The 11,945-nt window shown below is 67.0% G+C and carries 12 protein-coding genes; 5 read left to right on the top strand and 7 right to left on the bottom strand.

From position 1 onward, the window contains the following. Positions 1–64: 64 nt before the first annotated feature. On the bottom strand, positions 65–727 hold the full coding sequence (locus IHE46_RS02295) for an NYN domain-containing protein (protein ID WP_192162974.1): 663 nt from the start codon (positions 725–727) through the stop codon (positions 65–67). Between the two features lie 85 nt (positions 728–812). Then, positions 813–1,736, bottom strand: a complete 924-nt coding sequence (locus IHE46_RS02300) for a LysR substrate-binding domain-containing protein (protein ID WP_192162975.1) — start codon at positions 1,734–1,736, stop codon at positions 813–815. Positions 1,737–1,839: 103 nt separating this feature from the next. On the opposite strand from IHE46_RS02300, the gene IHE46_RS02305 reads away from it, so the two are divergent. The 3 genes from IHE46_RS02305 to IHE46_RS02315 all read left to right on the top strand — a co-directional run bounded on the left by IHE46_RS02305 (position 1,840) and on the right by IHE46_RS02315 (position 3,661). After that, the gene (locus IHE46_RS02305) at positions 1,840–2,049 is read left to right on the top strand and encodes a hypothetical protein (protein WP_192162976.1); all 210 of its coding nucleotides are present in this window, start codon (positions 1,840–1,842) and stop codon (positions 2,047–2,049) included. A 306-nt stretch (positions 2,050–2,355) separates the two neighbouring features. Next, complete coding sequence (locus tag IHE46_RS02310) at positions 2,356–2,670, top strand: antibiotic biosynthesis monooxygenase (protein ID WP_192162977.1); 315 nt, start codon at positions 2,356–2,358, stop codon at positions 2,668–2,670. 46 nt (positions 2,671–2,716) lie between these two features. Continuing rightward, positions 2,717–3,661 carry an aldo/keto reductase gene (locus IHE46_RS02315; RefSeq protein ID WP_192162978.1) on the top strand — a complete coding sequence of 315 codons (945 nt, stop codon included), beginning with the start codon at positions 2,717–2,719 and terminating at the stop codon, positions 3,659–3,661. On the opposite strand, the gene IHE46_RS02320 is transcribed toward IHE46_RS02315, so the two are convergent. The 3 genes from IHE46_RS02320 to IHE46_RS02330 all read right to left on the bottom strand — a co-directional run bounded on the left by IHE46_RS02320 (position 3,658) and on the right by IHE46_RS02330 (position 7,335). Continuing rightward, the gene (locus tag IHE46_RS02320) at positions 3,658–5,130 is read right to left on the bottom strand and encodes a GGDEF domain-containing protein (RefSeq protein WP_192162979.1); all 1,473 of its coding nucleotides are present in this window, start codon (positions 5,128–5,130) and stop codon (positions 3,658–3,660) included. The two genes, IHE46_RS02315 and IHE46_RS02320, sit on opposite strands and share 4 nt — an antisense overlap. Positions 5,131–5,211: 81 nt before the next feature. Further along, entirely contained in the window at positions 5,212–6,294 is a 1,083-nt protein-coding gene (locus IHE46_RS02325) for a TraB/GumN family protein (protein WP_343229976.1), read from the bottom strand. Positions 6,295–6,426: 132 nt separating this feature from the next. Beyond that, the gene (locus IHE46_RS02330; protein ID WP_192162981.1) at positions 6,427–7,335 is read right to left on the bottom strand and encodes a LysR family transcriptional regulator; all 909 of its coding nucleotides are present in this window, start codon (positions 7,333–7,335) and stop codon (positions 6,427–6,429) included. Between the two features lie 115 nt (positions 7,336–7,450). On the opposite strand from IHE46_RS02330, the gene IHE46_RS02335 reads away from it, so the two are divergent. After that, on the top strand, positions 7,451–7,864 hold the full coding sequence (locus tag IHE46_RS02335) for a cupin domain-containing protein (RefSeq protein WP_192162982.1): 414 nt from the start codon (positions 7,451–7,453) through the stop codon (positions 7,862–7,864). 19 nt (positions 7,865–7,883) lie between these two features. Beyond that, positions 7,884–8,216, top strand: a complete 333-nt coding sequence (locus tag IHE46_RS02340) for a carboxymuconolactone decarboxylase family protein (RefSeq protein ID WP_192162983.1) — start codon at positions 7,884–7,886, stop codon at positions 8,214–8,216. Between the two features lie 99 nt (positions 8,217–8,315). Here IHE46_RS02340 and IHE46_RS02345 read toward each other — a convergent pair whose 3' ends face one another. Together IHE46_RS02345 and IHE46_RS02350 are read right to left on the bottom strand one after the other, a co-directional pair. Then, the gene (locus tag IHE46_RS02345; protein ID WP_192162984.1) at positions 8,316–9,338 is read right to left on the bottom strand and encodes a TraB/GumN family protein; all 1,023 of its coding nucleotides are present in this window, start codon (positions 9,336–9,338) and stop codon (positions 8,316–8,318) included. Between the two features lie 231 nt (positions 9,339–9,569). Beyond that, entirely contained in the window at positions 9,570–11,798 is a 2,229-nt protein-coding gene (locus tag IHE46_RS02350) for an NADP-dependent isocitrate dehydrogenase (RefSeq protein WP_192162985.1), read from the bottom strand. Positions 11,799–11,945: the final 147 nt, after the last annotated feature.

Raw genomic sequence — 11,945 nt, forward strand, 5'->3', positions numbered from 1 at the left:
GATGGATGCTGTTCGCCCAGTATGAGGGATGACGTGCGCGGAGGGATCGGCGGTCGTCGCCGGCTCAGAACGGCCGCGGGCACACCGACTGCAGCCCGTCGAGGTGCTCGTGCAGGTCCGGTGCGATGCCCTGCCACATCGGGTCGAGGATGAAATCGATGCCTTCGCGGCGCGCCAGCTTCGCGGCGGGAATGAAATCCGCGTCGCCCGCCACCAGCACGATCTGGTCCACCTGCTGCTTGTAGGCCAGCGCGGCGATGTCGATGCCGATCTTCATGTCGACCTGGGTCTGGCGCATGTCCGGCTCGTAGTGTTCGTCGCCCACGTTTTCCCAGCGCAGGCTGCCCTCGCGCAATTGCTGCAGGGCCGCGTACTTGAGCTTCCATTCGCCGCGCTCGGCGAGGCGCCCCAATCGCAAGGCCATCTTGCGCTGGCGGCGCAGCTGGTCGTGCAGTTCGCGGCGGAACACGGCGGCGCCGCTGCGGCCGAAGTCCACCACGTCGCCGCTCACCGGGCGCACGAAGCTCTTTTCCATCGGCGGGCAGTCGTAGAAGAAGATGCGGTACAGCGATTCGCGCGGGCGATCCAGCGCCTTCAGGTGTTCCAGCGCCATGCCGAACAGGGTCTTGGCCACGGCGCGCGCGTCGCCGGCGTCGCGATCGCCCCATACCTTGCGGTAGCGGGCGAGGAAATAGGCGCCGTCGACAAGGATGGCGGTACGTTGCATAGGAAATCCTCATGGGTGTCGCAACATCGGAAGACGACCGGCCCATAGCGGCCGGTCGCGGCGATTTTAAGCGATGCGCGGCGCTTCAATCTTCCGGCGCAACGGCAACCGGCATTTTCATCGGCAGGCGCCGGCAGTAATCGTCCGCCTCGGCCAGCAGCCATTCGCGGAAGGTCTGCAGGCCGCGGTGTTCCTGCGAGCGCGGCGGGTACACCAGCCAGTACGCCTCCGGCACCGGCAGGTAGTTATGGCCCAGCACCACCAGCCGGCCGGCGTCGATCAGCGACTTGGAGGTCACCATGCGTCCCAGTCCCACGCCGAGGCCTTCCAGCGCCGCATGGCGCGCCGCGTCGGTGCTGTCGAAGTTCGCCACGCGGCGCGCGGGCAGCTTGCCGCCGAAGCGCTGGAACCAGTCGCGCCAGCGATCGGCCGGATTCGGATCGCCCAGCAACGGCCAGTCGCTGAGATCGTCGTGGCTGGCGTCGCCCATCCGCGCCACCAGTTCGGGCGCCGCCACCGGAACCAGCCACTCGCCGAACAGCCGCTCGCAATGCAGGCCCTCCCACTGGCCGCGGCCGTAGCGCAGTGCGCAGTCCACCGGCTCGCGTTCGAATGCGACCAGGGTCGAGCTGGACTGCAGGTTGAGCTCCAGCTCCGGGTGCGACGCCACCAGGACGGGCAGCCGCGGCATCAGCCAGCTGGACATGATGCCGGGGCTGGCGCTGAGGGTAAGCGCATCGTGGCGATAGTCGCGATAGCGCATCAACGCGTGTTCGATGCCGTCGAAATGCTCGCCCACCGCCTCGAACAGGCGGCAGCCTTCCACCGTGAGGGTGACGCCGCGCGGGCCGCGCTCGAACAGGCGCCGCCCCAGCCGCTCTTCCAGCTGGCGCATCTGGTGGCTGAGCGCGCTCACCGTGAGATGGGCCTGCTCCGCGGCACGCGACAGCTTGCCGTGGCGGGCGACCAGCACGAACTGCTGCAACAGGTCCAACGAGAGCCGTGCCATCTTGAATGATCCTCAAGTCAGGCTTGCGAAGATATCGCTTTTTCGGCGCCGTGCCACGCCTTACCTTGCATCCATCCCCTCCACCACTTGCAAGGAATTCACCATGCGCTCGCCTTTCGTCGGCCTGCTGCTGCAGCACGGCCATGTGCATTCCCCCGAACTCGTCCGCCAGCTGACGCGCGAAGACCAGCGGCCGCTGCCCCTGCGCGATGCGGTCAAGCAACTGACCACGGCGGAGACCGCGGCCCGGCGCAATTCGTGGCGCGGCGTTGCCGGCTCCGCACGGCATCTGTTCTTCATCAATTCGCCCTGAAGCGTTGGTTCGGGCGCACCCATGCGGATATCGACGAGGCCGCCCTCATTCGTGGGGGCGGCCTTCGCATCGACTTGCATGAAAGTACGCGGGCCTCGCCGTCGACGCGATGCACGTGTCGCCCAATGGCGAGCGAAGCGTTCGCCCGCGACGGGATCAAGCTGACGACCAAACACGCGCCGTCACCTGCGTTGGAAGCGGACGGCGAACAGCGCGCGACATGGAACGATGCGTGGATCCCGCACCTCATGGATACGGACCCAGGCATCGACGTTCCCAGCACATGCCAAGTGATATAGGTGACCCATGATCTACCGCCAATGGCATGGAATCACGCCGCGCTCCAAGGCCGACGCCTATGCGGACTTCCTTGAGCGGCGTGCGATTCCGGACTACCGTTCCGTCCCCGGCAACCGGTTTGTCGCAGTGCTTCGGCGGGATGAAGCCGAGGTCACCCACTTCATGACGGTCACGCACTGGGATTCGGAGGAAAGCATTCGCGCTTTCGCCGGAGACGATCTGCTCAAGGCCAAGTACTACCCCGAGGACCAGGACTATCTGCTGGAGTTCGAACCGCTGGTCCAGCACTTCGTCATGACCGCCTTCGAGGGTTCCAGCTGAACCGGTGCCCGCGGCTCCATCCGGCGGCGCGCACCAGGAGATACCCATGCAAACCCGCCCGCTCGGCCGCTCGCCGCTTTCCATCGCCCCGCTGGTGTTCGGCGGCAACGTATTCGGCTGGAGCGCCGACGAGGCGCGCTCGTTCGAACTGCTCGACGCCTTCGTCGACGGCGGCGGCAACCTGGTCGACACCGCCGACGTCTACTCGGCCTGGGTGCCGGGCAACCATGGCGGCGAGTCGGAAACCATCATCGGCAAGTGGCTGACGCGGAGCGGCAAGCGCGACCGCGTGCTGATCGCCACCAAGGTAGCGAAATGGGCCGAGCACCCCGGCCTGTCGCCGATCAATATCCGCGCGGCGGTGGAAGGTTCGCTGCAGCGCCTGCAGACCGACCGCATCGACCTTTACTTCGCGCACGAAGACGACGCCAGCGTGCCGATGCACGAAACGCTGGGCGAGTTCGCGCGGCTGGTCGAAGAGGGCAAGGTGCGCACCATCGGCGCCTCCAACTTCCGCGCCGACCGCGTCGCCGACGCACTGGCATTGTCGAAGCAGCACGGCCTGCCCCGCTACGAATGCGTGCAGCCGGAATACAACCTGGTAGCCCGCGCAGGCTACGAGGCGGAACTCGAACCGCTGGTGCGCGAGGAGGGTCTGGGCGTGGTGTGCTACTACGCGCTGGCCAGCGGCTTCCTCTCCGGCAAGTACCGCAGCGCAGGCGATCTCGCCAAGAGCATCGCGCGCGGCGGTGCGGCGAAGCGCTATCTCAACCCGCAGGGCCTACGTGTGCTGGACGCGCTGGATGCCGTGGCCGCGGCGCACCGGGCCACGCCCGCGCAGGTGGCGCTGGCCTGGCTGATCGCCCGCCCCAGCGTGACCGCACCGATCGTGAGCGCCACCAGCGTGGAGCAGCTGCGCGAACTGCTGGGCGCGCTGCCGCTGGAACTGAGCTCCACCGATATCGCGCAACTGGACCAGGCCAGCGGCTAGTCGCGGGCGGGGCCACTCGCCCATTCGACCCGGTCCCGGCCGCCTTCTTTGGCCAGGTACAGCGCACGGTCGGCCGCCTCGATCAGCTCCCTGCCCAAGGAGCCGCCTGCGGCGTCGAGCGTGGCGCCACCAATGCTCACCGTCACGCGGCCGGCCGGACTGGCGGTGTGCTCGATATCCAGATGCCTCACCGCATCGCACAGGCGCTGCGCCAACAGCAACGCACCGGCGCGCGTGGTATCCGGCATCAGCAGCACGAATTCCTCGCCGCCGTAGCGCGCCAGCACATCCGAACGCCGTTTCTCCAGGCTGCGCAGGACCCGCGCCACGGACTGCAGGCAGCGGTCGCCCGCCGGATGGCCATAGAAATCGTTGTATTGCTTGAAGCGGTCGATATCGATCATCAGCAACGAAACGCCGCGCCGGGCGCGGAAGGCCGTTGCGCGCGCATAGGCCTCTTCGAAGGCGCGCCGATTGGCAACGCCGGTGAGCACGTCGATGTGCGCCAGTTCCGCCAGCCGCATCTGGTCGTCGCGCAGCTGCCCTTCGATCTGCGCGTGGCGCACTTCTCCCAGCACGCTACGCAAGCCCGAACCCAGCAGGACGAGCACGACCCCGGCCGCACCCCAGGCGAAGCGGTGCCGCATCAGGAAGATCGCCACCACCAGCACGGACAGCGCGAGCAACTGCGGACTCGCCGTGCGTACGAAGCGCGCCAGCGCAGGCGACGGATACGGCGCGTCCTGCCGCGGCGGCGACAGACCGCTCACCGCCAGCAGCAGGAACGGCACATCCACCATGAGGTCGTAGAGCGAACCGGTCTGCGGCGCCGCGTCCAGCGCCACATGGTGGTTGTAGTAGAACGCCACGAGCGCGTAACTGAGGGTATAGACCACCAGCACGCCGAAGAACTCGCGCTGCTGCCTGGAATCGCTGGCGAAGAAGCGGATCAGCGCCGTAATGGCCAGATACGCGTTTTCCAGGTCGAAAAGATGGGCGATCAGTGGTGGCGAGACATCGTTGCCGACGATGTTCAATGCGTTCAGCGCCTGGATCAGGCCGAAATAGAGCAGCCCTAAGGCCAGCGCGAGAAACGCGTCGATAGCGCGCTGCGACCAGGTCGACGCATCGGTGCCCACGGTGGCGATCGCATAGGTGATCGGCACGCCATACAGCGTGTAGATCAGCATGACTGCGGCCGGAGCCAGGACATAGGTGGCCACCGTCATGTCCTGGATGCAGCTTGCCAACATGCCTAGCGTCCACAGACCCATGCTGGCCGCCGCGAGGATCCAGCCGGGGTGCGCAGGTTGCCTTTGGCGGTGGTGATAGAACATCGCCACCGTCGCCATCATCGGCGCCGCCAGCAGGAAAGCGTACGAAACGCCCATCGCATGCCCCGGAAGCCACACGATCATGGCCCCGTGCAACACGATGAACGCCACCGCAAGCCAACCGATCATGCGCATCCGCCGATCCACTCCGCAGCACCTCCTAACGTACCGGAGATTAGATACGCCTTGGTGTGAAACCGCGCAAACGTTTTGGACCTATCTCGATGTTGCAGCAGCGGGCGCGACGGCAGGGGGCGCCGTATCCTGCTGCTCCGGCGATTCCACGGTATAGCCTTGTGCCGCAAGCTTCGCGAGGTAGCCGCTGGGCGACAGCAGCTCGTCCATCGGCAGCATGGCGAAACTGGTGCCGTTCTTTGCCAGCGCATCGCGCGCAGCCGTGAGCCATGCGGCCTCCAGCTGGGCGGGAAGGTCCGCCATGCCGAGCTGGCGGGCGAAGCCGGCGCCGGTGACCGCCGCGACGCAGGTATCGTGGCGATGGCTGTCGGGCAGCTGGCGCAGTTCTTCCAGGTCGCCGGTGGCCCAGGCGTTCGCCCTGCCCGTCATGGCGGGCAGGTCGTGATCGATGGCGTCCAGCGTGCGGTTGAAACATTCCATGTCGCTGGGCGCCGCCGCCTTGAAGGCCTTGATCGCATCGCGCGGATGCTGGATCTCCACGCGGTACTGCACCGGCGTTTCCGGCACGCCGGCACTCTTGGCCAGCGCGGACACGGCACCCGTCACGCCGCCGTCCCGGCTCAGGCCGTTGGCCTTCAGGGCCTTGTTGTACAGCTCCTCCGCCGCGAACAGCGGGCGCCAGTGCTCGATGCCGCTGTCGTTGCCGATGTATTTCTGCTTGAGCGCCAGCCAACGCGCGTAGGTGGGAGCGTCCATCACCTGGTCCAGCGTCTTGCCGTCCGGGTTCTTGCGCGCGCCATAGGCGGTGGGCAGCAGGAAGAGCTTGCCGAAGAAGCCGATGTCCGCCTTCAGTTCGATCTTCGGCGGCAGCAGCACCTGCTTCGACTGCGCGATCACCTGCTGCACTTCCTGCGATTCCCACTCCATATGCCCCGGCAGCGGCGACAGCGTGCCCAGCACCCACAGCACGTGGCCGTCCCGGCTCACCTTCCACAGTCCCGGTCCCGACACCACGCCGCTGACCACTACCGGCGCCAGCAGCGGCACGTCGCCCGGCACCGGCGGAGTCGCCGCCGTGCTGGCCGATGGCGGTGTCTGCACCGACGCGGCAATCGCTGCGGGCGCGACCAGCACGAGACACAACAGCACGATCCAGGGGCGCATCAAGTTCATCCTCGTCGGCGATATCGGGTATTCGGCATCCGGACGGTGTCCGCCCGGCGTCAGCGCTGTGACCGCAGCGAACGCGGGATGTTCGCCGAAACGGGACAACGGCGGTTGAACAGGGCTGTCCGGTCAGCCCGGCGCCGCACCGGTACGGACGCGCAACGCATCCGCCACCACCACGAACGCCGGCGACGGCTGCCGCCGGCTCGGATAGTAGAGGTGATAGCCCGGAAAGGATGGGCACCAGTCGCCAAGCACGCGCACCAGTTCGCCCGATGCCAGTTGCGCCAGCACTTCGTCCTCCGGCAGGAAGGCGATGCCCGCGCCGTCCAGGGCCGCGGCGACGATGGGCGGCACGGTGTTGAAGACGTACTGCCCTTCCACGCGCACGTTGACCTTGCGACCGCGCCGCTCGAACTCCCAGGCATACAGCCCGCCATAGGTGGGCAGGCGCAAGTTGATGCAGCGATGTTCGGTGAGTTCCTGCGGTGTCTTCGGGCGGCGCCGTTTGGCGAAGTACGCGGGCGAGGCGACCGCGGCCATGCGCAGATCCGGTCCGATGGGCATGGCGATCATGTCCCTGGCGACCTGCTCGCCCAGGCGCACGCCCGCGTCGAAACGCTCGGCGACGATGTCCTTGAGCCCGTAGCTGACGTCGAACTCCACCTGGATGTCCGGATAGTCGCGCAGCAGCGGCCCCAGTCGAGGCCACAGGATGGAAGCGAGCGCATGCTCGCCCGTGGTGATCCTGACCAGGCCGGCGGGCTTGCTGCGCAGCGCCGTCAGCGCAACCAGCTCGTGCTCGATCTCGTCGAAGCGGCGCCCTATCGAATCCAGCACGCGCTGGCCTGCCTCGGTGGGCGCCACGCTGCGCGTGGTGCGCGTGAGCAGGCGGATGCCGAGCCGCGCCTCCAAGCCGCGGATGGTGTGGCTGAGCGCCGACTGGGACACGCCCAGGCGCGCCGCGGCGCGGGTGAAGCTGCGCTCGCGCGCCACGGCCACGAAGGCGAGCAGATCGTTGAAGTTCTGGCGGGCCATCGGCGACCTCGCGGGCATTCATGAACACAGCTCATAGGTTAATCCCGAATGCCACGGCTAATCACGGCAACGGCCGCACTCCACACTGTCGGCCTGGCAACGGAGCACCTATCCCATGAAGATCATCCGCAACGGTTCGCAGCCCTCGGCAAAAGGGCCTGCCGAGTACTTCACCGGCAACGTCCGGATCGACCCGCTGGCCACCGCGCAAGAACCGGCGCGCGTCAGCTGCGCCAGCGTCACCTTCGAGCCGGGCGCCCGCTCCGCTTGGCATACCCATCCGCTGGGACAGATCCTGGTCGTCACCGCCGGCTGCGGCTGGACGCAATGCGAGGGCGGCCCGATCGAGGAGATCCGTGCCGGCGACGCCATCTGGTGCCCACCCGGCCACCGCCACTGGCATGGCGCCAGCCCGACCACGTCCATGACGCATATCGCGGTGCAGGAGATGCTCGGCGGCAAGGCGGTCGAGTGGATGGAGCACGTGACCGACGCGCAGTACCTGGCCGGCCCGCGCACGGCATCGTGAAGCAGCGAGGAGAGCAACCATGATCGATATCGCCCATCAGACCCAAGGCCCTTTTGCCGACATCGCGCCTGCGCTCGACCAGCTCACTCGCCAGGTCCTGTTCGGCGAAGTCTGGGAGCGGCCGGCGCTTTCCAGGCGCGACCGCAGCCTGGTCACCGTGGCTGCGCTCGTCGCGCAATACCGCAGCAACGAGCTGCCGTTCCATCTGAAATACGCGCTGCAGAACGGGGTGACCAAGGACGAACTGGTCGAGGTCATCACGCATCTGGCTTTTTATGCCGGGTGGCCGGCAGCCAGCACGGCGGTGGGAATCGCCCGTACGGTGTTCGCGGAAAATCCGGCGTTCCGCTGATCCTGTGAATGCAGTGCACGCCCCGGCTTCTTTGTCGGGGCGTACTTCGCGTTGCCGCAAGGAACAAGAACACGGTCTGCTTGAGGTATCGACAGGCTCTTACGGCTCGACTTCGTCGGGCGCCTGTACGACATAGCCTTCCGCCTGCAGTCGCGCCAGCGGGCCCTCGGGCGACAGCAGCCTGTCCATGGGCAGCAGGGCGAAGGTGACTGCGTTGCGCGTCATCGCCTGCTGCGCGGCGTAGAGCCAGGTGTTGTCGATGCGCGCGGGAAGGTCGTGCACGCCCAGCTGCCAGGCGAAGTCGGCATTCATCGCGTCGAACACGCACGCTTCGTGGGCCGCCTCCGGCTCGGTGCTGCGGAGCGTGGCGATATCGCCCGAGGACCACGCGTTGGCGCGCAGCGCCAGCATGTCCGTGCCGCGCGCCGCCACGTCCATGGTCTGCTGCAGGCAATCGATATCCTGCTGCTGGGTTTCGCGCATGGTCTCGTCCGCGTCGTGCGGATGCGCGATCACCACTTCGTACTCGACCGGCGTGCGCTTCACCCCGTGCCGCCGGGCCAGCTTTTCGATCGCACGGGCCACTTCGTCCGAATTGGTCAGGCCGGCTCGCGCCAAGGCAGCCTTGTAAAGCTCCAGCGCGGCCACGATCGGACGCCAGTGCGCACTGCCCCAACCGTGCACGCGATATTGGCTCTGCAGCGTCTGCCAGCGCGCAAAGACCGGCGGCGGCAGCGTCTTCTGCAAGGTGGCGTCGTCGGGATTCATGCGCGCGTCGTATGCGGACGGCAACAGCAGGAGTTTGCCGAAGGCGCTGGTGTCCAGCTTGAGCGTGGCCGCCGGCACTTCGAGCAGTTCCTGCGATTGCGCCAGCGCCCGCTCCGCCGGCGCCGAACGCCACTGCATGTGCTCGGGCAGCGGTGTCAGCATGCCCAGCACCCACAGCACGTGGCCACCCTTGCTCACCTTCCACAGGCCCGGGCCGGGCTGCACGCCGGTGACCTTGACCGGGGCCAGGGTGACGGCCGCCGTGGATGCGTGGGCGGGCGCGGCGGCCATCTGTGCATGCACCGGCACGGCGAGGGCGCAAAGCAGCAACGGTAGCCAGGATGCCCGGATCATGCGCTCCACTTCCGCTCGGGAATCTCCCGGATGACCGCGGCGCACCGCGAGGTTGCAGGGTCACCCGAAGCCCCACGCCGGGCGGTTCGGCCCATTGCGTTGGCACACCCATGCCGGAGGTGGACGAGCGCGGCGCGGACCGATAGGCCGCGCTCGGCTACCTCATCGCATCGGAAAACAGCGGGGCGACGTCGATCGTCCACACTGCGCTCCGACGCCGCCGACATCGGATTACTTCAACGCCGCCAGCGCGCCGTTGAACGTCGCACTCGGACGCATCGCCTTGCCGACCAGCTCCAGGTTCGGGTGGTAGTAGCCCTGGATGTCCACCGGCTTGCCCTGCGCGCCGTTGAGCTCGCCAACGATCTTCGCCTCGTTCTCGCCGAGGGCCTTGGCCAGCGGCGCGAACTTCGCCTTCAGCTCCGCGTGCTCGTCCTGTGCAGCCAGCGCCTGCGCCCAGTACAGGGCGAGGTAGAAATGGCTGCCGCGGTTGTCCAGCTCGCCCACCTTGCGGGCGGGCGAGCGATCGTTGTCCAGGATCTTGCCGTTGGCTTCGTCCAGCGTCTTCGCCAGCACCTTCACGCGTGCGTCGCCGGTCTTGTCGCCCACGAATTCCAGCGAGGCCTGCAGGGCCAGGAACTCGCCCAGCGAATCCCAGCGCAGGTAGTCTTCTTCGAGGAACTGCTGCACGTGCTTGGGTGCGGAGCCGCCCGCGCCGGTCTCGAACAGGCCGCCGCCGGCCATCAGCGGCACGATGGAAAGCATCTTGGCGCTGGTGCCCAGCTCCATGATCGGGAACAGGTCGGTGAGGTAGTCACGCAACACGTTGCCGGTCACCGAGATGGTGTCCTGGCCCTTGCGGATGCGCTCCAGCGAGAACCTGGTCGCCGCCACCGGATCGAGGATGCGGATGTCGAGGCCGCTGGTGTCGTGATCCTTGAGGTAGCGCTCCACCTTCTTGATGATCTCGCGGTCGTGCGCGCGCTGCGCATCGAGCCAGAACACCGCCGGTGTGTTGCTGAGGCGCGCACGCGACACGGCGAGCTTCACCCAGTCCTGCACCGGCGCGTCCTTGGTCTGACAGGCGCGCCAGATGTCGCCGGCTTCCACAGCGTGCTCGTGCAGCACCTTGCCAGCTTCGTCGGTCACCTTCACCACGCCGTCAGCGGCGATCTGGAAGGTCTTGTCGTGCGAACCGTATTCCTCGGCCGCCTGCGCCATCAGGCCCACGTTGGGCACGCTGCCCATGGTGGCCGGATCGAACGCGCCGTGCGCCTTGCAGTCGGCGATGGTGGCCGCGTACACGCCCGCATAGCTGCGGTCGGGGATGATGGCCTTGCAGTCCTGCTGCTTGCATTCGGCGTCCCACATCTTGCCGGAGTCGCGGATCATCGCCGGCATCGAGGCGTCGATGATGACGTCGCTGGGCACATGCAGGTTGGTGATGCCCTTGTCGGAATTCACCATCGCCAGCGCAGGGCGCTTGGCGTATTCGGCCGCGATGTCGGCCTTGATCGCCGCCTGCGTCTCCGCCGGCAGGCTGCCGAGGCGCGCATACAAATCACCGATGCCGTTGTTGGCGTCGAAGCCCGCCTGCTTCAGCACATCGGCATGCTTGGCGATCACGTCCTTGTAGAACTCGTTCACCACCACGCCGAACATGATGGGGTCGGACACCTTCATCATGGTGGCCTTGAGGTGCACCGAGAACAGCACGCCCTTCGCCTTGGCGTCGGCGACTTGTGCGTCGATGAAGGCGGCCAGCGCCTTGCGGCTCATCACCGCGGCGTCGAGGATCTCGCCGGCCTTCAGCGCGACCTTTTCCTTCAGCACCTTGCTGGAGCCGTCCTTGCCGAACCACTCGATCTTCGCCGTGGCCGGTGCGTCCACCACCACGGACTTTTCGCTGCCGTAGAAATCGCCGCCGTCCATGTGCGACACGTGGGTCTGCGAATCCGCGCTCCACTTGCCCATCTTGTGCGGGTGCTTGCGCGCGTAGTTTTTCACCGAGAGCGGTGCGCGGCGGTCGGAATTGCCCTCGCGCAGCACCGGGTTCACCGCGCTTCCCTTCGTCTTGTCGTAGCGCGCCTTGGCGTCTTTCTCGGCGTCGTTCTGCGGCACATCCGGGTAATCCGGCAGCGCATAGCCCTGCGACTGCAGTTCCTTGATCGCGGCCTTGAGCTGCGGCACCGAGGCGCTGATGTTCGGCAGCTTGATGATGTTGGCGTCCGGCGTGGTGGCCAGGCGGCCCAGCTCGGCGAGGTGGTCGCCGATCTTCTGGTCGTCTTTCAGGCGATCCGGGAACTGCGCGAGGATGCGCCCCGCCAGCGAGATGTCGCGCGTTTCCACCGCGATGCCGGCGGTAGCGGCGAACGCCTCCACGATGGGCAGCAGCGACGCCGTGGCGAGGTACGGCGCTTCGTCGGTGAGGGTGTAGATGATCTTCGGCGTATCGGACATGGTCGGCGGACTCTCTGACGGCGAGGAGGAATGGCGCATGGCCAGCGGGCCATTGTCGCGATTTCCCGCGCGGGCGGCAAAGCACGATGCCTCCCCGTACGGATACGCACCCGTCATATCGATCTGCTAGCTTGGCGATTTCCCGTA

The organism is Rhodanobacter sp. DHG33 (assembly GCF_014843005.1).
In the GTDB taxonomy this organism is placed as follows: Bacteria; Pseudomonadota; Gammaproteobacteria; order Xanthomonadales; family Rhodanobacteraceae; genus Rhodanobacter_A.

Coding starts and splice junctions, on each gene's coding strand:
- IHE46_RS02295 (WP_192162974.1), bottom strand. CDS start 727: ATGCAACGTACCGCCATCCTTGTCGACGGCGCCTATTTCCTCGCCCGC.
- IHE46_RS02300 (WP_192162975.1), bottom strand. CDS start 1,736: ATGGCACGGCTCTCGTTGGACCTGTTGCAGCAGTTCGTGCTGGTCGCC.
- IHE46_RS02305 (WP_192162976.1), top strand. CDS start 1,840: ATGCGCTCGCCTTTCGTCGGCCTGCTGCTGCAGCACGGCCATGTGCAT.
- IHE46_RS02310 (WP_192162977.1), top strand. CDS start 2,356: ATGATCTACCGCCAATGGCATGGAATCACGCCGCGCTCCAAGGCCGAC.
- IHE46_RS02315 (WP_192162978.1), top strand. CDS start 2,717: ATGCAAACCCGCCCGCTCGGCCGCTCGCCGCTTTCCATCGCCCCGCTG.
- IHE46_RS02320 (WP_192162979.1), bottom strand. CDS start 5,130: ATGCGCATGATCGGTTGGCTTGCGGTGGCGTTCATCGTGTTGCACGGG.
- IHE46_RS02325 (WP_343229976.1), bottom strand. CDS start 6,294: ATGCGCCCCTGGATCGTGCTGTTGTGTCTCGTGCTGGTCGCGCCCGCA.
- IHE46_RS02330 (WP_192162981.1), bottom strand. CDS start 7,335: ATGGCCCGCCAGAACTTCAACGATCTGCTCGCCTTCGTGGCCGTGGCG.
- IHE46_RS02335 (WP_192162982.1), top strand. CDS start 7,451: ATGAAGATCATCCGCAACGGTTCGCAGCCCTCGGCAAAAGGGCCTGCC.
- IHE46_RS02340 (WP_192162983.1), top strand. CDS start 7,884: ATGATCGATATCGCCCATCAGACCCAAGGCCCTTTTGCCGACATCGCG.
- IHE46_RS02345 (WP_192162984.1), bottom strand. CDS start 9,338: ATGATCCGGGCATCCTGGCTACCGTTGCTGCTTTGCGCCCTCGCCGTG.
- IHE46_RS02350 (WP_192162985.1), bottom strand. CDS start 11,798: ATGTCCGATACGCCGAAGATCATCTACACCCTCACCGACGAAGCGCCG.